We start from the raw sequence: 23,180 nt of genomic DNA on the forward strand, positions 1-23,180 counted from the left end.
TCTCTGTTAAAAACCTATGGATTTTTGTTAAACGCATCTATTTGCGTAAAATTTATAAATAATTCAAAGGAACTTATTGATGGATACACAAAGAGTAACTAAAACCCCTCATAATGTATTTTAAAAAATAAAGGGAGGTGGGTCGAGATGGCCCAACTCGCAGGACAACCAGTTGTTATTCTTCCAGAGGGAACCCAAAGGTATGTTGGTAGGGATGCCCAAAGGTTGAACATTCTTGCTGCAAGAATAATTGCTGAAACAGTTAGAACAACTCTCGGACCAAAAGGAATGGACAAAATGCTCGTAGACAGCCTCGGAGACATCGTCATCACAAACGATGGTGCCACAATCTTAGATGAGATGGACATTCAACACCCAGCTGCTAAGATGATGGTCGAGGTCGCCAAGACCCAGGACAAGGAAGCTGGTGATGGTACAACAACAGCTGTCGTTATTGCTGGGGAGCTCTTAAGAAAGGCTGAAGAATTGCTTGATCAAAACATTCATCCAAGCATCATTGTTAAGGGTTACACAATGGCCGCTGAGAAGGCCCAAGAAATCATCGACAGCATTGCCAAGGACGTTGAGGTTGATGACGAGGCAACTCTCTTGAAGGCTGCCATAACCTCAATCACTGGAAAGAGCGCCGAGGAGGAGAGGGAATACTTAGCAAAGGTTGCTGTTGATGCCGTTAAGCAAGTTGCCGAGAAGATTGACGGTAAGTGGCACGTCGACATCGATAACATCAAGTTCGAGAAGAAGGAGGGCGGAAGCGTTAAGGACACCCAACTAATCAAAGGCGTTGTCATTGACAAAGAGAGAGTCCACCCAGGAATGCCAAAGAGGGTCGAGGGAGCTAAGATCGCTCTCATAAACGAGGCCCTCGAAGTTAAGGAGACTGAGACAGACGCTGAGATTAGAATTACAAGCCCAGAGCAACTCCAAGCCTTCCTCGAGCAAGAGGAGAGAATGCTCAAGGAAATGGTTGACAAGATTGTTGCTACCGGTGCAAACGTCGTCTTCGTTCAAAAGGGTATTGATGACTTGGCTCAACACTACCTTGCCAAGGCCGGCATCTTAGCCGTTAGAAGAGTTAAGAAGAGCGACATGGAGAAGCTCGCAAAGGCCACAGGTGCAAAGATTGTCACCAACATAAGGGACCTCACAAGCGAGGACCTCGGTGAGGCAGAGCTCGTCGAGGAGAGGAAGATTGCCGGCGAGAACATGATCTTCGTTGAGGGCTGCAAGAACCCCAAGGCTGTGACAATCCTCATTAGGGGTGGAACGGAGCACGTTATTGATGAGGTCGAGAGAGCTTTAGAGGATGCTGTCAAGGTCGTTAAGGACATCGTTGAGGACGGCAAGATTATTGCAGGCGGCGGTGCCACTGAAATCGAATTGGCTATCAAGCTCGACGAGTTCGCTAAGGAAGTTGGCGGTAAGGAGCAACTCGCCATCGAGGCCTTCGCCGAGGCCTTGAAGGTAATCCCAAGGACACTTGCAGAGAACGCCGGTCTCGACCCAATTGAGACCCTCGTTAAAGTAACAGCAGCACACAAGGAGACGGGACCAACAGTCGGTGTCGACGTCTTCGAGGGCGGCCACGCCGACATGATGGAGCGCGGCGTCATTGAGCCAGTTAGGGTCAAGAAGCAGGCCATTAAGAGCGCCAGCGAAGCTGCAATAATGATACTTAGAATCGACGATGTCATCGCTGCAAGCAAGCTCGAGAAAGACAAGGGCGGCGACATGGGCGGTGGAGAAGACTTTGAGTGAAGCCTTTTTCTTCCTTCTTTTGATTCTGTTTATACGTTGAACTTCTAAAATTGTATTCTTCGGCTTTTCTATGCGTAAAAAAATCTTTTGGAGGGCGGTCAGACCATGCGAGTTTCCTCATCTATCGGTCGAAATCTCCGTCATCATCCCACTTAAAACTTGTTTTATCTGTTTTTAAAGTATTGCTTCTTAAGTGCAAAAATAAAAGTCTATGAAGCATATACAAAAAGTTGCTTTGAGAATTGCTTTCATTTGCCAATGCTTGCTAGATAGTCCCACACACCGAGAAGTTCAACATTGGAGACTTTAAGCAATTTAGCCTTCGGTACAAATCCATTAACCAATGATTTTGGAACGGCGATAACCTGCACCACACCTTCTTTTGTAACCTCTGTTGAAATTTCAATAATCTGCTCGCTGAAACTCTTTAGAATGGATATTTCCCGCTTGTCAAGACCATCTTTGTTTAGCATTATCATAATAAACCATTTTGAGGTGGGATTTCTCTTGATAAGTCTACTATGTCCCACAAGGAATGTTTTAATTATTTTATCCCCAATTTTTGGACCAAAATGGTAATAAGCTCCTTCGAGGGTAGCGAGAAATATTCCAACGACCTTATTCTTTGGAATAACATTTTCATATAGCTTAGTGAGGAGTTCGATAAACTTGTATATGGTAGTTTCTTCCCTCCATTCTATTGTGTATACGTAGGATTTGTCGCTTTTAATATTGTATTTTGAAGCAAAGAGATCTATTATGATTAATTTACCTTCTTCAGCGTATTTTTCAGCATTTAATCCGACATATTCCAGCCTTATGAACGTTTTTGTTAATGGCAGGCTTGTGTTGATTAGTACTCCAAATCCTCCCTCTTCAAGAAGCTTTTTGAGAATTTTTATGCCTATCACCCAGCCCATTGAGTTCTCATTATACATCAGGGTCACTAAGCCTCCATTTATTATGCCTCCTCCCAAAACGTCATCCACTTCGGAAACTCCTGTGGGGATGACGTCCATAGGACACCCCTCAATAGTAAATATTAAACTTAACTTTTATATAACTTTTTTGGGCATTATGCAAAAATATCCTAACCATTTTTAATGTTTATGCAATTTTTCATGAAACCTTTAAAGGCTATAGACTTGTTCTAGTACTTTTTGATAGTTATTAATACGTTTCTATGAGTTTCTGTTGGTATTGTATTCTCTACCTTTGGCCGTTAAGACAGATTTCTTTTCTAAAAGAAAGGAGAAGAAGTTTATAAAACTCCTCTATGATTTGAGGCACTTCAAAAGCTTTCCTCTGTAGGAGAGCACAAGCTTAACCTGCTCGTCATGTATTTTGCTTGAAGCACTTATTGATTTGTAGAGTTCCTCAAGCTCTTTTAAAAGATGTTCTACCTCAGCTCCTGCGTTTTTGCTTTTCCCATTGAGCTTTTCTACTTCGCTCAAAAGCTTGCCCCTCAAAAACGGCAGCACTTCAAAAGGCCTTCCCATAAAAGCCCAGTAAACACCTTCTTTCAAAATTTCTTCCAAAATAGCTCCTTCTTTAGAATAGTCCACTCTTTCAAATTTTTCCCTAGAGATTGGTTTCCCACTCCCTCCTCATAGCAATCACCAGTACTAGGCAGGTGTTAACCTTTATTAATTTTGTTCAACTTTTTTTGTCGATATGGCGAATTCTTCGCCAAAATTTGTATAGATACTAAAAAATCTGGGAAAAGTGGGATTCACTTGTCATTATAACCACCTTCGGTGTTTGCCAGCACAAACCTTAAAAACCTCTTGTCATGTTTATGTTAAAAAGGGTGAGGAGGCAGAGGAATCATGGGAAAATTTGAGCAAAAACTTGTCAATGCAATTAGGGGATACACGTTTGATGATGTTTTGTTGGTGCCTCAGGCAACTGAAGTTGAGCCCAAGGATGTGGACGTTTCTACACAGATTACACCCAAAATAAAGCTGAACATTCCAATTTTAAGCGCAGCTATGGACACAGTTACAGAATGGGAGATGGCAGTAGCTATGGCTCGCGAAGGAGGCTTAGGTGTTATACACAGGAACATGGGCATTCAGGAACAAGTTGAGATGGTAAAGCGCGTAAAGAGGGCAGAGCGCTTGATAGTGGAGGATGTCATAACCATAGGGCCTGAAGAAACAGTGGACTACGCATTGTTCATAATGGAGCGCGAGGGCATCGATGGTCTGCCAGTCGTTGAAGAGGGTAGAGTTGTGGGAGTTATCTCCAAAAAGGACATAGCAGCAAAGGAAGGCCAAAAGGTCAGCGAGATAATGACCAAAGAGGTAATCACCGTTGGCGAGGATATAAGCGTTGAAGAGGCTATGCACATAATGGTTGAAAATAAGATTGACAGATTGCCTGTAGTCGATAAAGAAGGCAGGCTTATAGGCCTCATAACTATGAGCGACCTTATGATGCGCAGGAAGTACAAAAACGCCGTTAGGGACAAAAACGGTGATTTAATAGTCGCTGCTGCTGTAGGCCCCTTTGATCTCGAGAGAGCAAAAGCTCTCGACAAAGCAGGCGTTGACGTCATCGTCATTGATACAGCCCACGCCCACAATCTCAAGGCTATAAGAGCCATGAAGAAGATAAGGATGCACGTTGATGCAGATTTAATAGTTGGAAATATTGCGAATCCAAAGGCTGTTGATGATTTAACTTTCGCAGATGCGGTTAAAGTGGGAATCGGGCCGGGAAGCATTTGTACAACGAGGGTGGTGGCAGGAGTTGGTGTTCCTCAAATAACTGCCATATCAATGGTTGCCGATAAAGCTCAAGAGTATGGAATGAAAGTCATAGCGGATGGAGGAATAAGGTATTCCGGAGATATAGTTAAGGCCATAGCAGCTGGTGCTGACGCTGTAATGCTCGGTGGACTCTTGGCGGGAACTAAAGAAGCGCCGGGCAAGGAAGTTGTCATAAACGGAAGAAGGTACAAGCAGTACAGGGGAATGGGCTCCCTTGGGGCGATGATGAAAGGAGGTGCAGAGAGATACTATCAAAAAGGGCATATGAAAACGAGGAAGTTCGTGCCTGAGGGCGTTGAAGGCGTTGTTCCATACAAGGGAAGCCTTGGAGAAGTTTTATATCAGCTCATAGGTGGCCTTAGGGCAGGAATGGGCTATGTTGGGGCTAGAAATATAGAGGAGCTCAAAGAAAAGGGAGAATTCGTTATAATCACGCAAGCGGGCTATCAGGAGAGCCACCCGCACGATATATTCATCACAAATGAAGCCCCAAACTACCCAGTCGGCAAGTGAGCCCTTTTTCTCTTCATTCTTTGGATTAAAAAGAAGAGAAAATTACTCTCCCAAAAGCTTTGGGAGTGAATTGTAAACTTCTTGAGCTTTCTCCAAGCTTAACCTTGTCAATTCTTCTTCCTTGTTCTTAAAGAGCAGTGCTTCTCCTTTCACTTCCCCTATCACAGCAAATTCGTCAAACAGCTCTCTGAGCTTTTCGAGGCTTTCCTTGTTAAAGCTGACTATAAAGCGAGCTTGGCTTTCTGAAAAGAGCACTTCCACCGGGGAGAGTTCTCTTTCCACTGGAACTTTACTTATGTCAACTTCAAAGCCCACTCCCCCAGCGAGAGCCATCTCCGTCAATGCCACCGCTATTCCACCTTTGCTCACATCGTGAACCGCTTTCACCAAACCGAGTTCTATTGCCTTTAAAATGCCCTCTGCGTTCTTCTTCTCCCTCTCGAGCTCAACCTTTGGAGCAACTCCTCCATCAATGCCAAGAACGCGGTAGAGCTCACTTCCGCCGAGCTCTTTCTTCGTTATTCCAACTATCCCTATCATCTCACCTTCGCTCTTGAAGTTCATTGTAGTGATGTTCTCGAGCTTCACTCTACCGAGAGCAGCTACAACGGGGGTTGGCTTTATCGGTTTGTTGCCGACTTCGTTGTAAAAACTCACGTTCCCACTTACATAAGCTAAGCTAAAGGCTTTAGCGGCATCCCTCAAGCCTTTAATAGTCTCTATGAAGCTCCAGTAAACTTCGGGCCTTTCTGGAGAGGCGAAGTTTAAGTTATCCACTAAAGCTAAAGGCCTTGCTCCCACACTCACTAGGTTCCTCACGGCCTCAACTACGGCACTCATGGCTCCGTGGTATGGGTTTAGGTACGAGTAGGAGGGATTTCCATCGCTCACAAAAGCCAGTCCATACTCATCGTTTATCTTTAAAACTGCTGCATCTAAACCGGGCTTTAGAACAGTCCTCCCCTGAACTTCGTGGTCATACTGTCTATACACCCACTCCTTGTCTATTACATTTGGACTTGAGAGAACCCTAATGAGAGCTTCTTCAACGCTTATTTCCGGCGTTTCTACATCTTTTTCAATGCTATAGGGATTAGCTTCCCACTCTATTATGGGAACATCTGCCAGAAGGCCTATTGGCAAATCCGCTATCTTCTCATCGCCCCAATAGACGATGTAGCGCGGTTCTTCGATAGTCTCTCCAACCACAACCCATTCAAGCTCATACTTCTCAAAAATTTTTGTGATTTCATTTAAGTCCTCCTTCCTCACTGCAAAGAGCATTCTCTCCTGGCTCTCTGAAATCATGACTTCCATGGCATTCATGTTTGGCTCTCTTTGTGGTACTCTATCGGCGTAAATTATTGCACCGAAGCCTTTCTTCCCGGCCATCTCCGATGAAGCGCACGTCAATCCACCGCCGCCAAGGTCTTTAAGTGCCTTAACTTTGCCCGTCTTCAGTGCCTCAAGGGTTGCCTCAATTAAAAGCTTCTCCGTGAACGGGTCGGGAATTTGCACCGCGGAGCGGTCTTCCTCTTCTGCATTCTCGCTTAACTCTTCGCTCGCAAAAGTTACGCCGTGGATTCCATCTCTTCCCGTTTTGTTTCCCACCAAAACCAGGAGAAGTCCACTCTCCTCAACATAGCTGTGCACCAGTTCCTCGGGACTCATTAGGCCTATGCATGCTACATTCACAAGTGTGTAGTTGTCAAGGCTTTCATCAAATTCCGTTTCCCCACCAACTGTTGGGACACCGATTCTGTTTCCATAATCAGCTATTCCCTTAACAACATACTCGAAGAGATAGCGGTTGCGCTCCTTCTCAAGGGGCCCGAAGCGTATAGGGTCGAGGAGCGCTATTGGGCGAGCGCCCATACAAAGTATATCCCTCACAATTCCGCCAACGCCTGTGGCTGCTCCACCATAAGGCTCAACAGCCGAGGGATGGTTGTGACTCTCTATTCCAACAACTATAGCGGTGTTCTCATCAAACTTTACAACACCAGCGTCTTCTCCGGGGCCCAAAATCACGTGCTCGTTCTTGGTAGGTAGAAGCTTAAGCCATTTTCTACTTGATTTGTATGATGCATGCTCACTCCACATTACCTCAAGCATGGCCTTTTCAACTTCGTTCGGCTCTCTGCCGAGCCTTTCTCTAATGAGCTTTTCTTCGTGAGGAAACATGAGAATCACCTCTTGGCATACTCCACCATCGATTTGAACACCTTTAGCCCATCCTCACTTCCAAGCCATTTATCGCTCGCCCTCTCCGGATGGGGCATCATTCCCAAGACGTTACCCTTTTCATTGCTTATTCCCGCTATGTGCAAGAGCGAGCCGTTTGGATTTGCTTCTTCAATTATGTTGCCCTTTTCATCGCTGTACTGGAAGGCTATCTTTACTTTACCCAAGTCATCAGCGTAGTAATTGCCTTCAGCATGGGCTATTGGCATTCTAATGACTTCCCCTTCTTCATAGAATTTGGTAAACGTGGTTTGAGTGTCGCTGACTTTAAGGTAAACCCACCTGCACAGGAATCTTGGGATTTTGTTAGGTCTCAGTGCTCCGGACAAAAGCCCGCTCTCGGTTAAAACTTGAAAGCCATTACAAATTCCTAAAACCGGTTTGCCTTCACCGGCGAGAGCTTTGACCTCTTCCATTATCTCTGCCCTCGCGCTTATTGCCCCTGCTCTCAAATAATCGGCATAGCTGAAACCACCGGGCAAAACAACGCCGTCAAAGTCTTTGAGGCCTTGTTTGTACCAAACACGCTCCGCTTTACCTCCTGCTTTTTTTATGGCGCTGACGGTCTCAAAGTCGCAGTTTGTTCCAGGAAACACTATAACAGCGAATTTGGGCATGTCACTCACCCAAAGACTCTATCTCGTATTCATATGTATGTATCACAGGGTTCGCGAGCAGGCGTTTGCACATCTCTTCCACTTCCTTTTCCGGCTCATCGCTCTCAAAGACAACCTCGAAGTACTTTGGAACTTTTAGCTCGTCAATTTTATAGCCCAAATTTTTGAGTGCCTTTCCAATAACTCTCCCTTCAGGATCGTTCAATCCTTCCTTTAAGCGAACGATAATTCTAGCCTTCCACTTCATGAGCATCACCTCATGTAACAACCTTCTCAAGCTCATCTAACTCAATAGCCCTCTTAATTTCAAGAGCGATCCTCCTTCCAGTGCTCATTGGCTTTCTCCAGAGGACGTTGCCATATGGGTGTCCCATCGCCATGTGAATGTTCGTTCCTCCTCCCGTCCTTGGAGCGACGTCGTAGATGTAGAAGTTGAGATCTTTGTCAACAGCCGTTTGGAGTGTGAATGGTCCAATAACACCGGGCGAGTAGTACTTCTTTGCAGCCTCCACATAGCGCTCGGCCATGTCGAAGACCTTCTCAAGGAGGGACTCCCTCAAAGTGGAGCTCGCGTGGCCGCAAACGGTGTATTCAGGCTCAAACTGGTGCTCTTGTAGAGTTAATTGCTGAGAGGCGGGCAATCTAACATGTCCATCCAAGCTCGTCTCAAAGCGCCAGTCAATTCCCAAAAGCTCAATCTCTTCATCAATGGGTGAGTAGAAGAAGTCAAAGTTGAAGACTGGTCCGATGATGTACTTTTCAATCCTCGCTTTAGTCAGGTCTTCCTCCGTGATTACGCCATGCTTTATTAGCTTCTCCGCTTTTTCCCGAAACTCTTTGTAGCTCGCAGCGGTGAAGAAGCCGCGCTCAAGCCTTTTCTTTGCGTGAGGGAGTTTAACAATTACAAGCTCGTTTATGTCCTTTGGGTCTTCAACTGGCTCTGGATAAGGTAAGCCGGCTTTCTCCAAAAGCCAGTAATAGCTCTTTTCCTCACTCCTTTCCTCGCTCCTCAAGAGATTTCTGCTCCCAAAGAGCGGCACCAAAAAGTCGTTTTCAACTTTATCAGTGCCAGTATAAACTACAAAGGAGCGGTTGGGAATGAAGATAACGTTTTTCTTCCTCAGCTCTTCTTGAATATCGATGATTTTGCCGAACTTCTCCAAAATTATTACCTCATCGATGAAGCCTTTTGTTAGGCTGTCCTTCGTCTTCTTAAGCTTGAAGTATTCTGCATAAGTTTTGTGCCTGCCTTTCTGAGACACGATGAGCGTCTTAAAACCCTCTTCTTTAGCACCATCTGCTATATCCAGAGCAGAGTGGCTCCCTATTGCTCCAATAATTATGTTTCCCTTATCGTAATTCTTCAAAACTTCCAAAATTTGCTCTCTTTCAATCATTTCATTCACCTCTAATCTCATTCATAATCCTAACTCTCTTCTCGACGCTTTCTTTGGTTCCCACATCAGCGCGGTAGAAAATCTCGCCCCTGACGTGCTTTATTCCTGCGGATGCAATCTTTTCCGCCTCTTCCAAAGAATTGGCAATTCCAACGACTGCCAGAGCTCTCGAACCGAGCATCCTGAAGTTCTCGTCTATTGATGCATAGTAAACTTTAGCTCCTTCTTCTCTGATTTTATCCTCGCTGATTTCAACGTTTACTCCCTTTATTGGATCAGTGGGATAGCCTTTTGGCGCGAGATACTTCACAACGGTGGCTTTCTTCTCAAATTCGGCTTTTTTGAGTGCTCCATCAACTATTCCCTCTGTAATTTCAAGGAGAGAAGTTTTTAGAATCGGAAGAACGTTCATTGCTTCTGGGTCTCCAAAGCGGGCGTTGAACTCAATTATCTTTGGCTCATCTTTGGCAAGCATAAACTGACCGTAGAGAATGCCTTTATAGGGAATCCCTTCTTTACGCATCGCGTCGATGATCTTTTTGAGAGTTTCAAAGGCCTTTTCGTAATCTTCCTTGTTAACAAATGGTAATAGGTGGTTTTCACAAGAATATGACCCCATTCCTCCAGTTATTGGTCCAACATCACCTTCATAAGCATGAGGATAATCTTGGGCTAATGGCATGGGTATTACTTTCTTTCCATCCGTGAAAACTTGAAATGTAAACTCTACCCCATCTGTTCTTTCTTCGACTAAAACTCTCCCATCCTTTTCGATGAGCGCCTTTGCGTACTCCTTTGCCTCTTCATTATCCTTAAGTTGATAGCCTACAACCTTAACACCTTTCCCGCCTGTCAGTCCTAGGGGCTTTACAACAACGGGCTTTCCAAAATTGTCTATCCACTCTCTCATTTCTCCGACATTGGTGAAAACTTTAAACATTTTTCTTCCAGGGATTTCATATTTTTCCATTATCTGTCTTGCAAATGCTTTATTGGTCTCAAGTTGAGCTGCTTCCTTTGAAGGGCCAACTGTTGGGATTCCTTTTCCCTCCAAAATGTCTACAATACCTCTTTCCAAAGGTGCTTCGGGACCTATAAACGCCAGCTCGACGCCCCACTTGAGAGCATGTTCAAGCACTTTAGGAACGTCGGTTTCCTTTACGAGCCCATAATTTTTACAGAGCCTTTTAATGCCTGGATTAACATGCTTAGCAACCACATAAAGCTCGGCACCACTTTTAACCAGTGCCTCAGCGATAGCATTTTCTCTTCCACCACCACCTACTAAAAGGACTTTCATGACCATCACCAAATTTTTGTTAAAATTTGATATTTTTAAGTTTTGTTTTAACAAAAATTTGTTAAATTCGTTTCCTATCACTTCCAGCAATTATTTAAACTGCAAAGTTACAATTTTATCATGGGGGGAGAAGCATGAACATCAATGAACTGCTTAAGTCAATACCTAGAAATGGTGTTTTGAGTATAATTGAGAGAGACCTTGAATCTAACGGAGAACTGTTTGGTCTTTTGCTTCTTAAAAAACTTTTAGAAGAGGGAAAAACTGTTTTTGTAATTGTATATGATCCTATTCTTGTGTTTAAGGAAAATTTGGAGATACTCGGAGTTGACTTTGAGGGAGTATTGGGTAAGAATTTGTTTGTTTTTGATGTTTTTGGAAGCATACACAGGATAGAGCGTGATTTTGATGGTGTCTATCAAGTCAAAGGATACATAGATGATTCTGTATTCGTGAGTAAGTTTAGAGAGTTGCTCCTTAATGTCATGAAGGGTAGAAATGATGCCAAAGAGCTCTGGTTCTTTACATATTTGTCTTCAAGTGTCTGTAAACTTTTCTCAAAGCCTATAAAGACCTATAAACTTATATTGTCGGCTAAGTATGAGAGCAAGCATTGTGTTGAAGATATACGGGCGGTGGCAATTTACAACAGTTGGGAATGCCCGGAGCTTGAGGGAATTATTTACTCATATTCTGACATTGTTATTGAGACGTTCTTTAAGGACGGTCAGAAGGTTGGAATAATTACAAAAGGGGGCGAAGAGATTATTTTTGATTTATTCGGAGGTGACTAGCGATGTATTCTTGGGAGTTTGAAGTTCTCGATAAGGAAATTGGCAAAATAAGACCTACTTCATACATCCTTCTCCATGAAGTGGATGCCCGCTCTAGAGGCAGGGAGTTACTCTTCGAACTTATTAAGAGGAAGCTCGAGAAAGATAACCTCGTAGGCTTCTTCAACATAAGCTACCCCATCCCAGTACTCTTTAAAATATTCAAAAAGCATGGGATAGACTTCAAAAAGTATTTAGAGAGCAGAAGATTTTCAATAATAGACACTTTTGGGAGCATCTACGGTTTAAAACACAATTGTGAGAACGTTTGGTATTTAGAAGGGGCAGTTTCGCTTGAACTACTCTCAGTAAAGTATGCACAAGTTGTTAAAGCACTAAAAGAGGAGTGGGCTCAACTTGGACTCTTTGATGGGAGAGAGCTTTGGGGAGTTGTCATGGATCTGTCAGAATATGAGAGAATCTTTAGTAAAGATGAGACATTGAGGTACCTTGAAGTCTCAGCGGACGTTAGGCGGAGACATGAAGCTTATATTAAATTCCCAAAAGGAACCAATATATGGGTATACTCAGGAAAAGGAAGCAAAGTGCTTCCCTCTATTTACAGAAGGTCCAATTACGTTTTAAGGACAATGAGTGAGATTACTGATGGAGGAATTAGAAGAGAGCTTTTAGTAATAAAAACACCAGAGTTTGGCGAAGTAAAGCGGTTTGAATACAAATTTACCAAAAAGGGCATTGAAATATGGTCCGTTGATTAGCAATTTTTTGTCTAAATTTTCCGAAAAGCTTATTAATTTTTACATTCTTTTGTTAAGTTGGTGGTAGATGTGAAGGTACTCGTCGTTATGGGGAGCAAGAGTGATTCTCACATCGCTGAGAAGGTTACTAAAGTTTTAGAGGAGTTTGGTGTTGAACACGAAGTGGAAGTTGCTTCTGCACACAGAAACCCGAAAAAAGTTGAGGAATTAGCAAAGAAAGACTACGACGTTTTCATAGCCATAGCGGGCTTAAGCGCTGCTCTGCCGGGGGTTATAGCTTCTCACACAACTAAGCCTGTGATAGGAGTTCCAGTTTCGGCTAAGCTTGGCGGGTTGGATTCCCTATTAAGCATTGCTCAAATGCCGCCTGGAATTCCCGTTGCTACAGTGGGAATAGACAATGGAAAAAATGCAGCATTGCTTGCCATAGAAATCTTGGCTTTAAAAGATGAAAACTTAAAGAAAAAACTTGAAGAATACAGGGAGAAGATGCGAACATAACTGTTCTCTCTTCAGAGGCTGGTTTACCATCCTTTCTTTTTCAAAATGGAACTGATTTTTTAATTCTTAAAATTGGAGAAGAAAAAATCAGAGCAGGTGCCTCTTTTTAATAAACTCTTGACTCTGCCACTCTCCGCTCCTAGCTTTGAGCTCTATCATGTGGGCAACTTTCTCCGCCTTCTTCTTTGCTTTCTGCACATCATTGTCCCAAGCAAGAGCAACGCCCAAGCGTCTTCCCTTGTATGCTGAAGGCTTTCCAAAGAACCTAATTGTTGTGTTCGGAACGCTCAATGCATTGAAAACGTTCCTAAACCTTGGAGCGTAGCCCTCTTGATTCGATAGAATAACGTGGGTTGCTGCAGGGGTTAAAAGTGGGAACATCCTAACACCGTTCTCTTCAATTGCGGGTATCGGGAGCCCTAAAATCGCTCTAACGTGGAGTCCCATCTCAGAGAAGCCCGTTGGATGGGATGCCATGGTTACCATTCCTGTGTCGTGGGGCCTCGGGGAAACCTCATTTGCCCAGACTTTGTCGCCTTTAACAAACATCTCAACTCCAAAAAGTCCTAGCCCCCCAAGCGCATCGGTAATTTTCTTTGCTATCCTGTAAACCTCGCGCTCAGCTTTTTCGCTTATCTCCGCAGGCTGCCAGCTTGAGTGATAATCTCCGTCAATTTGGTAATGGCCGACAGGCTTTGGAAAAGTTGTAACTATTTTACCGTTCTCATCGAGGTGCCTAACAGCTAGCTCTGTGATCTCAATATCAAAGTCAATATGCTCTTCAACGATTATTTTATCCGCACTACCGCGAGCTTTCTTCTTTGCTATCTCCCATGCCTTTGGAATGTCTTCAGGGCCTTTAACGAAGTAAGAGCCCTTTCCGCTCGAGCTCATTATCGCTTTCGTATGGCAGGGATAGCCAATCTTTTCGCACGCCTCGTAGAGCTCATCTAGGGTTGTAGCATATGCGTATCTCGATGTGGGGACTTTTGCCTCTTTCGCCAGTGTTTCCCTAGTCCTCTCTCTGTGCATGGCTATCCAAGTGGCTTTAGCGTTCGGCACAACGAAGTAGCCTTCTTTTTCAATCTCAAAGAGTGCATCTAGGTTTATGGCCTCAATCTCCGGAACTATTGCATTGGGTTGCTCCCTCTCAACGACGCTCCAAAGGAAGTCTTTGTCCTTCATATTGCCGACATAGCTTTTATGAGCAACCTGCATGGCTGGAGCATTTGGATATCTGTCGACTGCAATAACCTCAACACCAAGTCTTTGAGCCTCTATGGCTATCTCCTTTCCCAATTCGCCGCTTCCAAGGAGGAGGATCTTAACAGCAGAATCCGTTAAGGGAGTTCCTATCTCATTTCTTATCCCGACCATATTGACCACCCAATTGATTGACATTATCATGTTAAAATTTGCAAATATTTAAGCGTTTTTGAACATAAAAATGGCAAAATTTTTAAAGCCTTACTGCGACTCCACTTTGGTGATGGCTATGCTCACTTACGCTCAAGCTGGTGTTGATGATGAAAAAACCCAGAAAGCCCTAAGGGGAATTATCTCTCTTGCAAAAGCATCTTTTGAGTTTAGAAAAGGAAAGCTCGGCGAGCCTAAAGAGGACATAGGTCACTATGCCGCTTTGATGGATTTCAAGGAATTCTACCTCGCGATGACGACTGATGGGGTAGGCACGAAAATTTTGGTGGCCGAGGCAGTTGGAAAGTACGACACTATAGGTATTGACATGATAGCGATGAACGTTAACGACCTAATTTGCGTTGGAGCCGAACCGATAGCTCTAGTGGACTATTTAGCGGTGAAAGAGCCCAATGATGAAGTTTTTGCCGAAATCGCCAAAGGGATATACGAAGGAGCAAAGCAAAGTGGTATAGCTATTGTAGGAGGGGAGACAGCTGTCCTCCCTGAGCTTGTAAACGGCTTCGACTTGGCGGGAACTGCTATTGGTGTTGTTGAGAAAGAGAAGGTAATAACTGGGAAGAAAATAAAACCGGGAGATGCGGTAATAGGCATTGAAAGCTCTGGGATACACTCAAACGGGCTGACTTTAGCTAGGAAGCTCTTGATTCCAAAATATGGCCTTCATTATGAATATGATGGGAGAGAGCTCTGGGAGCACTTGCTCGAACCTACGAGGATCTACGTAAAGCCAATTTTGGAGCTTTTGGAGAGCGTTGAGGTAAAAGGATTAGCCCATATAACGGGGGGTGGGCTCTTGAACCTCAAGAGGATTACAGAATATGGCTTTTCCCTCGAGATGCCTGAGATAAAAGGAATATTTAAGCTAATTCACGAGAGCGGTGTCCCTCTTGAGGAGATGTTCCGCGTTTTCAACATGGGTATAGGTTTTGTGGTTGTTGTTGCTCAGGAGGAGAAGGAAGGAGCACTTGACGTGCTTAATAGATACTATCCCGCTCATGAAATTGGGATGGTTGTTAACGCACCTGCTGTCAATGTCGAGAATTACGGGATAACACTCTGACCCCTTTACTCTTTTTAAGGAGAAATATTCTTATATGTGTATAGATATAGTTTTAATAGGGATGACCGTGAATTCGCTTGTACTGGCTGTGGGACAGGGGATAAATACTCTCTTAAAATTATCAGCTTTCGTTCTCCTTCTCCATGCATATGTAAGCTATAAACGGAAATCTGCATTATTCTGGTCTCTTGCATTTTTAGTAGATGCCCTATCCATAGTTTCAGATATTGTTAGCGAACAGTATGGCCTTGCTATATTTCAGGCCCTTGCGGTGTCTCTACTGTTCTATGGTGCGTTTATTCTCCTTGAAGAAGAGGGCATGTCCCCATCTCAGCCATACATTAAGAACATCGCTGGATTAGCTCCCTTAATCTTGACTCTGTATATAATTACGTATTATGCCCTCAAGGAAGGTGCAAATCCTAGTTTTGATGAGCTGGCGCTGATGTATGGAATTGCAGGCTTTTTCCACTTCTTCACTGGAGCTCTGCTCTTCGGCCTTCACGGCGTATACATGAAAAGAGGGACTTATTTAGCTGCCGCATTTATGATTTATGGTATACATAAGATGGATTATCCATTTTTGAGGCCTGTGGAATGGTTTGCTCCTATAGGTTTTATTTTAGGTGCACTGTTTACCCTTTTTGAGGTAGTTCTGGTACTTGTTGTGGTCTCTTCAGATGAGTTCCGGAATTTAAACAGGCCAGTCTCTCAAGTGGATTTTAAAGAGGGGGTCATGATAATAAGTCCAAGAGAGTACCCAAAGATTAAAGAGCATTTAAGAGATGCCCCTGTCTTAGCTTTTCTTAGAAAAGTAAAAGAGGCTCCTGAGAACTGGGAGGTTTATTTTATAACCAAAGTGGCGGGCTATAGGAGCATTTCTCCCACAGAGCCGGAGAAGATTGTAGAACTATCATGCAGGTACTTAATAGAAGCAAAGAAAAAGGGAATTAGCGGCGTAATCCTTCTCGACTGCATCGAATATTTACGAGCTTATAACGAGTTTATTTCGATTGCAAAGTTTTTAAGTGCGCTCAAGGACTATATAACAGTCTATGGGGGTACACTTGTCCTTGTAATAGACAGCACTGCGTGGGATGAAAAAGAGATGGGTATGCTTAAGAGGGTTTTGGGAGTTGAGGTGTAGAGATGGAGATAACACTAAAGAGAAAAGCATTCCTTGAAGAGCTTCCAAAGGTTGTTGAAGAGCTTATTGGGGAGTACGGGATTGAATTGAAGAGGATAGAAATAGAAGAAGACAAAAAAGGCTGCTACACTGTTCGTGCAACATATGAGCGCTAAGTTAAGCGGTTGTAGAGTTCTTCGTAAGCGGAAATTAAATCTCCTTTGTTGAACCTAAAGACATCTTTGTCAAGGCTCTCTTTGGTCTCAGCATCCCAGAAGCGGCATGTGTCCGGGCTTATCTCGTCCGCTAGGACTATCTCTCCATTGGCATTCTTTCCAAATTCAAGCTTGAAATCAACGAGAATAATGCCTTTCTTCTCAAAATACTCTTTTAATATCTCGTTCACCTTTAGAGCAATGTTCTCCATCTCCTTAATTTCGGCTTCACTTACTCCCAAGGCTCTCGCATGATAGTAGTTTATCATTGGGTCGCTGAGGGCATCTTCTTTGTAGTAGAGCTCTACTATTGGCTCTTTTAGCTGAGTGCCTTCGTTAAAGGGCAACCTCTTCTTTAAGCTTCCTGCCACGACGTTTCTAACCACGACTTCGAGTGGGTACATCTTTAAGTGCTCGACTATGAGCTTATTTTCTCCGGCTATTCCTATGAAGTGGGTCTTTATGCCGTTTTCCTCAAGGAGGCGGAAGAGCTTTGCGGATATTTGGGCATTGAGCCAGCCTTTTCCCTTAAACTGTGCTTTCTTCCCACCGTTAAATGCAGTAGCATCATCTTTAAACTCCATAATCACTTTTCCATCGTCAAGCGGGATAACCTTTTTGGCTTTTCCTTCATAGATCTCCATAACCTTCACCATAAAAATGTTAAAATTTTTAATTTATAAGGCTTTTCTTAACAAAATTTTGTTAATTAAAGGGCAAAGCTTTTAAGCTTAATGATGTAAAATTTTACTCGAAACCTCTGAGGATTTTAGCATTTTGGTGTTAATATTGATGCTTATCAACGGGTGATAGCATGAGGGAGAAGTGTGGCATATTTGCAGCAAAAACAAGAAGTGCCAGCAAAAAAGCTTATTACTCTTTGTTGGCGCTGCAGCACAGAGGTCAAGAAAGCGCAGGAATAAGCACATGGCAAGAAGGACTAAAGACGCACAAAGGGCTTGGCCTGGTATCTGAAGTTTTTAAAAACGGTGTTCTGAATAAGTTTAACTCCAACTTGGCAATTGGACACGTTAGATATTCCACTTTTGGCGGATTAAACGAAGCACAGCCTTTGGAAGTTGAGTGCTGCGGCCTTAGATTGGCTCTGGTTCACAATGGAACTTTGACCAACTACACACTTTTGCGCAAGAAATATGAAAGGGAAGGCTTTAAGTTCAATACATCTGTTGACAGTGAGATTTTAGGGATCGCATTCTTGAGGCATTATTATGAGAGCAAAGACGAGTTTGATGCAATGAGTAGGGTTTTTGAGGAAGTTAAAGGGGCATATTCTGTTGCTTTTCTCTTTGAAGGTAAAATACTCGTTGCTAGGGATCCAATAGGGTTTAGGCCTTTGAGCTATGGCTTTGGTGACGGTCATTACTTTGCATCTGAAAGCTCCTCATTGAGGATGTTTGACCTTGAGATCAGGGATGTAAAACCAGGGGAAGTTTTTGTGGTGGGTGAAAATGTTGAAAGCAAAGTTTTAAGTGTAAAGCCACATGCCCACTGCGTTTTTGAGTACATCTACTTTGCGAGACCAGACAGTGTAATAGAAGGGAGAGGCATTTACAAGGCCAGGCTTGAGATGGGGCGTCAATTGGCGAGGGAGGATAACGTTGAGGCCGATGTCGTGATAGCGGTGCCTGACTCTGGAAGGGCGGCGGCGATAGGATACTCTTCAGAGAGCGGCGTTCCTTATGAAGAGGGGCTTATAAAAAACCGTTACATAGGGAGAACGTTTATAATGCCGAAGCAGGAGCTAAGGGATTTAAACGTTCAGCTAAAGCTGAGCCCTGTTGAGGGAGTGATTAAAGGCAAGAGGGTTATCTTAATCGATGATTCAATCGTCAGGGGCACAACTATGAGGCGCATCGTAGCTATGCTCAAAAAAGCGGGTGCCAGAGAGGTGCACGTTAGGATAGCCTCTCCACCTATAAGACACCCTTGCTATATGGGAATAGACATTCCGAGCAGGCATGAACTTATAGCTTCTTGGAAGAGCGTTAAAAGCATTGAGAAGGAAATTGGGGCTGATTCTTTGAGGTATTTAAGCATAGATGGATTGGTCAAGGCTGTTGGATTGAACGATTTATGCTTGGCTTGTTTAAATGGGGTTTATCCAAAAGATGCCTTCGACTTTTAAGCAAAAACTTTATACGGCTTTTCTCTCACCAAACTTTGGTGAGTAGATGATAGGAATTATCGGCGGAGGAATCGCTGGCCTAACGGCTTCAATAGCCTTAGCAAGGAGAGGGTTTGAAGTTACGCTCATCCACGCTGGAATAAAGAACACAAACTCCTATTTAGCTCAGGCTGGAGTTGCTTTTCCTGTTCTTGAAGGGGATTCAATAAAAGCTCACGTTTTAGATACAATTAAAGCAGGACGCTACCTAAACGATGAGGAATCTGTTTGGAGTGTCATCTCGAAGGGCAGTGAAGCTTACGACTTCTTAACATCTCTCGGCTTGGAATTTGAGGCGAATGAAATTGAAGGAGGACATTCGTTCCCGAGAGTCTTCACCATTAAGAACGAGACAGGAAAACACATGACAAGTCTTCTTTACTTAAGGGCCAAGGAGCTGGGAGTTCACTTTGTAGAGAAAACTGCAGGCTCTTTGGCGATTAAAAACAACAAATGCTACGGTGTTTTCATTGATGGTGAGCTTTTAAAGTTCGATGCCACAATCTTAGCTGTTGGAGGGTACACCTCTCTCTTTAAGTACTCTTCGGGCTCTCCTTTGAATTTGGGGATCTTAGTAGGGGACGCCATTATGAAAGGAGCTTTGGCAAGCAATTTGGAGTTTGTTCAGTTTCATCCCACGGGCTTTATTGGAAAGAAGGGAGTTGGACTAATAAGTGAGGCTGTTAGGGGACATGGGGCTAAGCTGGTTAATTCAAGTGGGGAAAGATTTGTAAACGAGCTCGAGCCGAGGGACGTTGTTGCGAGAGCCATCTATGCCCAAATGGAGAAAGGGGAAGATGTTTATCTAGATGCAACAAGGATAGAAGACTTTAAGTCTAAATTCCCACAAATTTATGCTTTTTTAACTAAAGAGGGCATATCACCAAAGGAGGATCTGATTCCAATAGCCCCAATAGCCCACTACTCAATAGGGGGGCTTAGGGTTGATCTACACTACAGAACTAGCATTAAACATCTCTACGCCATAGGAGAGGCCGCGGATAACGGCTTCCACGGCGCTAATAGGTTGGCGAGCAACTCCCTTTTAGAGTGCATTGTGAGCGGTCTGGAGGTTGCAAGGACGATTTTTAGAGATATGCCGAAGTTTAAAGAAGAAAAAGAGCCAGAGGATACTACCCAAGAGCTCGGCGAGATTGGGGGTATTAAGGAAATCCTTTGGAGTCATGCTGGAATAGTGAGGACTCAAGAGGGACTTAAAGAAGGCCTGAAAAAGATTGAGAGCATCGAAGCAGACAGTAGAATTAAGCTCTTAGCAAGGGGCATATTGGAGTGTGCCCTAGCTAGGAAAGAAAGCCGAGGCGCACACTTTCGCAGGGACTATCCATTCATGAGGAAGGAGTATGAGAGATTTAGCATATTTGACGGAACCTGCCATCTTTAGCTTCCCACTTTTATGGCGTAAACTTTTAAGCATATAGTTGGGAGTATTTTTCAAGCATGAAATTAAGTGAGGTGTTCATATGGATATCATTGAGGAGATTTTAAAGTTGAAAGATGAGAAAAACGCGATAATCTTGGCTCACAACTACCAGCTTCCGGAAATTCAAGATATAGCTGACTTCCTTGGAGACAGCCTCGAACTAGCGAGGAAAGCCGTTGATGTTGATGCTGACATTATCCTCTTTGCAGGCGTTGATTTCATGGCAGAGACTGCCAAAATCCTAAATCCCACTAAAAAAGTGCTTCTTCCAACAAGAAGAGCAACGTGCGTGATGGCTAACATGCTAAAGGTCGAGCACATCCTTGAAGCCAAAAAGAAGTATCCCGATGCTCCCGTCGTTCTCTATGTAAACACAACCGCCGAAACCAAAGCCTACGCCGATGTGACCGTTACATCAGCAAATGCTGCCAAGATTGTGGAAAAGCTTGACGCCGATACGATAATTTTTGGGCCTGATAACAATTTAGCGTACTATGTAGCAAAGAAAACCGGCAAGAGGATTATACCAATCCCAGAAGGCGGGCACTGCTATGTTCACAAGAAGTTCACCCTTGAGGACGTTGAAAGAGCAAGGAAAGAGTATCCAAATGCAAAGCTAATGGTTCACCCCGAGTGCAATCCCGAAGTCCAAGAGAAGGCCGATTTAATAGTCTCAACCGGTGGAATGGTTAGAAATGCTTGTCAGCACGACGAGTGGGTTGTCTTTACGGAGAAGGAAATGTGCTACCGCTTGCAAAAGCTCTATCCTGACAAAAAGTTCTATCCTGCAAAGGAGGAAGCCTTCTGCATTGGAATGAAATCAATTACGCTCAAGCACATTTATGAGTCCCTCAAAGAAGAGAAATACGAAATTGAAGTGCCCAAAGAAATTGCTGAAAAAGCCAAAAAGGCCATCGAGAGGATGCTGGAGATGAGCAAGTAGTTAAGTAGAGAGGTAAACTTTCCATTTTCTTTACTTCTTAACTGGACAAGGTGGTGATGATATGATTTCCCTTACATACCTTCTCCGCTTTCTGGAGGAAGACGCCCCATTCGGCGATGTCACGAGCGAAGCTGTTATTCCCGAGGATTTAGAAGCTGAAGCGGTGATTATAGCAAAGCAAGATGGGATTATAGCGGGCCTGGAAGAGGCGAAAGCCCTTTTTGAGCACTTCGGCGTTAAAGTTGAGCTTAAAGCTAAGGACGGCGATGAAGTGAAGAAGGGAGCAGTAGTTATAAAGCTCGAGGGCAACGCACGAAAAATTTTGCTGGTGGAGAGGACAGCTCTCAACATCATGGGGAGGATGAGCGGCATAGCTACTCAAGTGAGAAGACTTATGGAGAAAGTTAGAGCTGTTAACCCAAATGTAAGGGTTGCCGGAACGAGGAAGACGCTGTTAAAGCCCCTCGATAAGAAAGCCCTCCTGCTCGGCGGCGGAGAAATGCACCGCTTTTCCTTGAGCGACGCCATACTCATAAAGGACAATCACCTTGCTCTCGTTCCGCTTGAAGAGGCAATTAAGCGTGCAAAGGCCTTCAGCGTCTATAAGGTTGTTGAGGTCGAGGTGGAGAGCTTGGAAGATGCTCTAAAAGCCGCTAATGCTGGTGCAGATGTGATAATGCTCGATAACATGACGCCAGAGCAAATCGAAGAAGTCCTTGAGGCTTTAAAGCGTGAAGGGCTTAGGGATAGAGTTAAGATTGAAGTGAGCGGCGGTATAACTGAGGAGAACATAGGGGATTATGCTAAGCTTGACATTGATGTTATAAGCCTCGGAGCTTTAACGCACAGCGTGAAGAACTTCGATGTCAGCTTGGAGATTCTTCATTAGTCCTTTTTCTTTTCCAGCAAAATCAAAAGCGCTGAGAATGGGGCAAAGATTAGGAGGGACAGTCTAACTGAGATTTCTCCAATCTTCACATCTCCAAGGATTCCATAGGCAAAGCCAAAGAGGAGCTGGCCGAGGGTAGTTCCTAAGTTTGAGATAGCGTTCAGCCCGCCAATGGATGCAGAGACCCTTGAGGCCTTCATGGCTAAGAGCTTTCTTACGAGAGGCCTAAACGTGTGTATAGCAAATAGGGCCATGACCAGAGCTGGAAATACAGTATATGGAGTTTTAATTGCGGCTAAAATTGGGGAAAGCGCTGCCAAAATCACTGCAAATCTAAGCACTCTCTCCTCTTTTCCAATATCGGCGAGCCATGAAGGAGCATATGCTAAGAGAGCACCAATTAACGAGGATAACCCAATGAGTGTGGCGGCACTTCCCTTTTCTATGCCCAAAGCCTCGGCAACGTAGACGTATGTTATGTCGCCGGAGGAGAAGGCTATCGTGAAGAAGAAAAGTCCGCTCAAAGCTAAGATTTTCTTTGCATCAAATGAGCCAGAGGTCTTTTGGGTTCTTTTAGGCACAATCCACTCATAAAGGGCATAATATGCTGTGAGCATCAGCAGGGAGGTTACAACGAAGGACAGCGATGCAAGGAGCATTTGAGCTTTTATGCCCAAGCCTATGGTGAGGGCGTAGGTGTAGTTTCCGAGGAACGCGGCAAAGTTCCCAAAGAGGAAGTATAAAGCGGTTACTCTTCCTTTGAGCTCTTTGGGTGAAGAGATGACTATTACAAACTGAGCTATGGGCCAAGAGAGGCCGTTAAAAACACCGTTCAAAAGCTTAATTCCAACGACCTGCACCCAGGAATTCGTCAGGGCGTAGAGGGGCATTACGAACGCGTTCCCAAACATCGCTAAAGCCCCTAAAAAGACCAGCTTTTTCTTTTTCTCGAGGAGCGAGCCGCCAACTACGGAGGAAAAGGCTCGAGAGAGCACAAAAGCTATGGAAATTAATGAGATTGAAATCATTGAAGCATTCAATACATCGCGTGTATAAAACGCTACAGCTGGAGTGGCTAGTCTAAAGCCGATTGTACCTGTGAATGCCGATGCTATGAGTAGAGCTATGCCTAAAGTTTGCTTCTGCATGGGCTCATCGAGTATTCTTGAAGGGTGTGATTAAAAAGCATTTGTTCCATATTTAGAAC

General features: G+C 44.0%; 22 protein-coding genes. 12 read left to right on the forward strand and 10 right to left on the reverse strand.

Going from position 1 to position 23,180, the window contains the following annotated elements:
• The first annotated feature begins 147 nt into the window (after nt 1-147).
• On the forward strand, nt 148-1,776 hold the full coding sequence (gene thsB, locus PAP_RS00530; protein WP_048164028.1) for a thermosome subunit beta: 1,629 nt from the start codon (nt 148-150) through the stop codon (nt 1,774-1,776).
• Between the two features lie 248 nt (nt 1,777-2,024).
• On the opposite strand, the gene PAP_RS00535 is transcribed toward thsB, so the two are convergent.
• The gene (locus tag PAP_RS00535) at nt 2,025-2,795 is read right to left on the reverse strand and encodes an ATPase domain-containing protein (RefSeq protein ID WP_048164029.1); all 771 of its coding nucleotides are present in this window, start codon (nt 2,793-2,795) and stop codon (nt 2,025-2,027) included.
• A gap of 255 nt (nt 2,796-3,050) precedes the next feature.
• On the reverse strand, nt 3,051-3,341 hold the full coding sequence (locus PAP_RS00540) for a hypothetical protein (RefSeq protein ID WP_084177516.1): 291 nt from the start codon (nt 3,339-3,341) through the stop codon (nt 3,051-3,053).
• 264 nt (nt 3,342-3,605) lie between these two features.
• Between PAP_RS00540 and guaB the strand changes: the two genes are divergently transcribed.
• A complete protein-coding gene (gene guaB / locus PAP_RS00545) occupies nt 3,606-5,063 on the forward strand; it encodes an IMP dehydrogenase (protein WP_048164031.1) in 1,458 nt (485 codons plus the stop codon).
• Between the two features lie 42 nt (nt 5,064-5,105).
• Here guaB and purL read toward each other — a convergent pair whose 3' ends face one another.
• From purL to purD, 5 genes are read right to left on the reverse strand one after another with little or no spacing between them, the layout of a single operon-like run.
• Nucleotides 5,106-7,247: a phosphoribosylformylglycinamidine synthase subunit PurL gene (gene purL / locus PAP_RS00550; protein WP_048164033.1), complete on the reverse strand. Its 2,142-nt coding sequence runs from the start codon at nt 7,245-7,247 to the stop codon at nt 5,106-5,108.
• Between the two features lie 5 nt (nt 7,248-7,252).
• The gene (gene purQ, locus PAP_RS00555) at nt 7,253-7,924 is read right to left on the reverse strand and encodes a phosphoribosylformylglycinamidine synthase I (protein ID WP_048164034.1); all 672 of its coding nucleotides are present in this window, start codon (nt 7,922-7,924) and stop codon (nt 7,253-7,255) included.
• A 1-nt stretch (nt 7,925) separates the two neighbouring features.
• Nucleotides 7,926-8,171, reverse strand: coding sequence for a phosphoribosylformylglycinamidine synthase subunit PurS (gene purS, locus PAP_RS00560; RefSeq protein ID WP_048164036.1), 246 nt, complete (start codon nt 8,169-8,171; stop codon nt 7,926-7,928).
• Nucleotides 8,172-8,181: 10 nt separating this feature from the next.
• Nucleotides 8,182-9,321, reverse strand: a complete 1,140-nt coding sequence (locus PAP_RS00565) for a formate--phosphoribosylaminoimidazolecarboxamide ligase family protein (protein ID WP_048164038.1) — start codon at nt 9,319-9,321, stop codon at nt 8,182-8,184.
• Nucleotide 9,322: 1 nt separating this feature from the next.
• A complete protein-coding gene (purD, locus tag PAP_RS00570) occupies nt 9,323-10,621 on the reverse strand; it encodes a phosphoribosylamine--glycine ligase (protein WP_048164039.1) in 1,299 nt (432 codons plus the stop codon).
• Nucleotides 10,622-10,755: 134 nt separating this feature from the next.
• Here purD and PAP_RS00575 point away from each other — a divergent pair, with 134 nt between their 5' ends.
• The 3 genes from PAP_RS00575 to purE all read left to right on the forward strand — a co-directional run bounded on the left by PAP_RS00575 (nt 10,756) and on the right by purE (nt 12,674).
• A complete protein-coding gene (locus tag PAP_RS00575; protein WP_048164041.1) occupies nt 10,756-11,415 on the forward strand; it encodes a hypothetical protein in 660 nt (219 codons plus the stop codon).
• A 2-nt stretch (nt 11,416-11,417) separates the two neighbouring features.
• A complete protein-coding gene (locus PAP_RS00580; protein WP_048164042.1) occupies nt 11,418-12,173 on the forward strand; it encodes a hypothetical protein in 756 nt (251 codons plus the stop codon).
• Between the two features lie 69 nt (nt 12,174-12,242).
• A complete protein-coding gene (gene purE, locus PAP_RS00585) occupies nt 12,243-12,674 on the forward strand; it encodes a 5-(carboxyamino)imidazole ribonucleotide mutase (RefSeq protein WP_048164044.1) in 432 nt (143 codons plus the stop codon).
• A gap of 87 nt (nt 12,675-12,761) precedes the next feature.
• On the opposite strand, the gene purT is transcribed toward purE, so the two are convergent.
• A complete protein-coding gene (gene purT / locus PAP_RS00590) occupies nt 12,762-14,051 on the reverse strand; it encodes a phosphoribosylglycinamide formyltransferase 2 (protein ID WP_048164046.1) in 1,290 nt (429 codons plus the stop codon).
• A 118-nt stretch (nt 14,052-14,169) separates the two neighbouring features.
• Here purT and purM point away from each other — a divergent pair, with 118 nt between their 5' ends.
• The 3 genes from purM to PAP_RS10315 all read left to right on the forward strand — a co-directional run bounded on the left by purM (nt 14,170) and on the right by PAP_RS10315 (nt 16,476).
• Nucleotides 14,170-15,174 carry a phosphoribosylformylglycinamidine cyclo-ligase gene (gene purM, locus PAP_RS00595; protein ID WP_048164047.1) on the forward strand — a complete coding sequence of 335 codons (1,005 nt, stop codon included), beginning with the start codon at nt 14,170-14,172 and terminating at the stop codon, nt 15,172-15,174.
• Nucleotides 15,175-15,235: 61 nt separating this feature from the next.
• On the forward strand, nt 15,236-16,321 hold the full coding sequence (locus PAP_RS00600) for a DUF835 domain-containing protein (RefSeq protein ID WP_158442497.1): 1,086 nt from the start codon (nt 15,236-15,238) through the stop codon (nt 16,319-16,321).
• Between the two features lie 2 nt (nt 16,322-16,323).
• Nucleotides 16,324-16,476 (forward strand): hypothetical protein, encoded by a 153-nt coding sequence (locus PAP_RS10315; protein ID WP_169738666.1) that lies wholly within the window; start codon nt 16,324-16,326, stop codon nt 16,474-16,476.
• Here the strand turns inward: PAP_RS10315 and purC are convergent.
• Nucleotides 16,473-17,159, reverse strand: coding sequence for a phosphoribosylaminoimidazolesuccinocarboxamide synthase (gene purC, locus PAP_RS00605; protein ID WP_048164048.1), 687 nt, complete (start codon nt 17,157-17,159; stop codon nt 16,473-16,475). The two genes, PAP_RS10315 and purC, sit on opposite strands and share 4 nt — an antisense overlap.
• 170 nt (nt 17,160-17,329) lie before the next feature.
• On the opposite strand from purC, the gene purF reads away from it, so the two are divergent.
• The 4 genes from purF (at nt 17,330) to nadC (ending at nt 21,973) form a co-directional block, all read left to right on the forward strand.
• Nucleotides 17,330-18,661, forward strand: a complete 1,332-nt coding sequence (gene purF / locus PAP_RS00610; protein ID WP_048164049.1) for an amidophosphoribosyltransferase — start codon at nt 17,330-17,332, stop codon at nt 18,659-18,661.
• 46 nt (nt 18,662-18,707) lie between these two features.
• Nucleotides 18,708-20,102, forward strand: a complete 1,395-nt coding sequence (locus PAP_RS00615) for an L-aspartate oxidase (RefSeq protein WP_048164050.1) — start codon at nt 18,708-18,710, stop codon at nt 20,100-20,102.
• A gap of 79 nt (nt 20,103-20,181) precedes the next feature.
• On the forward strand, nt 20,182-21,084 hold the full coding sequence (gene nadA, locus PAP_RS00620) for a quinolinate synthase NadA (protein WP_048164051.1): 903 nt from the start codon (nt 20,182-20,184) through the stop codon (nt 21,082-21,084).
• A gap of 61 nt (nt 21,085-21,145) precedes the next feature.
• Complete coding sequence (nadC, locus tag PAP_RS00625) at nt 21,146-21,973, forward strand: carboxylating nicotinate-nucleotide diphosphorylase (protein WP_048164052.1); 828 nt, start codon at nt 21,146-21,148, stop codon at nt 21,971-21,973.
• On the opposite strand, the gene PAP_RS00630 is transcribed toward nadC, so the two are convergent.
• Nucleotides 21,970-23,121 carry an MFS transporter gene (locus PAP_RS00630; RefSeq protein ID WP_048164054.1) on the reverse strand — a complete coding sequence of 384 codons (1,152 nt, stop codon included), beginning with the start codon at nt 23,119-23,121 and terminating at the stop codon, nt 21,970-21,972. The genes nadC and PAP_RS00630 overlap by 4 nt on opposite strands.
• Between the last annotated feature and the right edge of the window lie 59 nt (nt 23,122-23,180).

Source organism: Palaeococcus pacificus DY20341 (genome assembly GCF_000725425.1).
GTDB lineage: Archaea > Methanobacteriota_B > Thermococci > Thermococcales > Thermococcaceae > Palaeococcus > Palaeococcus pacificus.

Excerpts from the sequence above, each read along its gene's own strand:
- thsB (WP_048164028.1), top strand. The coding sequence starts at position 148 with ATGGCCCAACTCGCAGGACAACCAGTTGTTATTCTTCCAGAGGGAACC.
- PAP_RS00535 (WP_048164029.1), bottom strand. The coding sequence starts at position 2,795 with ATGGACGTCATCCCCACAGGAGTTTCCGAAGTGGATGACGTTTTGGGA.
- guaB (WP_048164031.1), top strand. The coding sequence starts at position 3,606 with ATGGGAAAATTTGAGCAAAAACTTGTCAATGCAATTAGGGGATACACG.
- purL (WP_048164033.1), bottom strand. The coding sequence starts at position 7,247 with ATGTTTCCTCACGAAGAAAAGCTCATTAGAGAAAGGCTCGGCAGAGAG.
- purQ (WP_048164034.1), bottom strand. The coding sequence starts at position 7,924 with ATGCCCAAATTCGCTGTTATAGTGTTTCCTGGAACAAACTGCGACTTT.
- purS (WP_048164036.1), bottom strand. The coding sequence starts at position 8,171 with ATGAAGTGGAAGGCTAGAATTATCGTTCGCTTAAAGGAAGGATTGAAC.
- PAP_RS00565 (WP_048164038.1), bottom strand. The coding sequence starts at position 9,321 with ATGATTGAAAGAGAGCAAATTTTGGAAGTTTTGAAGAATTACGATAAG.
- purD (WP_048164039.1), bottom strand. The coding sequence starts at position 10,621 with ATGAAAGTCCTTTTAGTAGGTGGTGGTGGAAGAGAAAATGCTATCGCT.
- PAP_RS00575 (WP_048164041.1), top strand. The coding sequence starts at position 10,756 with ATGAACATCAATGAACTGCTTAAGTCAATACCTAGAAATGGTGTTTTG.
- PAP_RS00580 (WP_048164042.1), top strand. The coding sequence starts at position 11,418 with ATGTATTCTTGGGAGTTTGAAGTTCTCGATAAGGAAATTGGCAAAATA.
- purT (WP_048164046.1), bottom strand. The coding sequence starts at position 14,051 with ATGGTCGGGATAAGAAATGAGATAGGAACTCCCTTAACGGATTCTGCT.
- purM (WP_048164047.1), top strand. The coding sequence starts at position 14,170 with ATGCTCACTTACGCTCAAGCTGGTGTTGATGATGAAAAAACCCAGAAA.
- PAP_RS00600 (WP_158442497.1), top strand. The coding sequence starts at position 15,236 with ATGACCGTGAATTCGCTTGTACTGGCTGTGGGACAGGGGATAAATACT.
- PAP_RS10315 (WP_169738666.1), top strand. The coding sequence starts at position 16,324 with ATGGAGATAACACTAAAGAGAAAAGCATTCCTTGAAGAGCTTCCAAAG.
- purC (WP_048164048.1), bottom strand. The coding sequence starts at position 17,159 with ATGGAGATCTATGAAGGAAAAGCCAAAAAGGTTATCCCGCTTGACGAT.
- purF (WP_048164049.1), top strand. The coding sequence starts at position 17,330 with ATGAGGGAGAAGTGTGGCATATTTGCAGCAAAAACAAGAAGTGCCAGC.
- PAP_RS00615 (WP_048164050.1), top strand. The coding sequence starts at position 18,708 with ATGATAGGAATTATCGGCGGAGGAATCGCTGGCCTAACGGCTTCAATA.
- nadA (WP_048164051.1), top strand. The coding sequence starts at position 20,182 with ATGGATATCATTGAGGAGATTTTAAAGTTGAAAGATGAGAAAAACGCG.
- nadC (WP_048164052.1), top strand. The coding sequence starts at position 21,146 with ATGATTTCCCTTACATACCTTCTCCGCTTTCTGGAGGAAGACGCCCCA.
- PAP_RS00630 (WP_048164054.1), bottom strand. The coding sequence starts at position 23,121 with ATGCAGAAGCAAACTTTAGGCATAGCTCTACTCATAGCATCGGCATTC.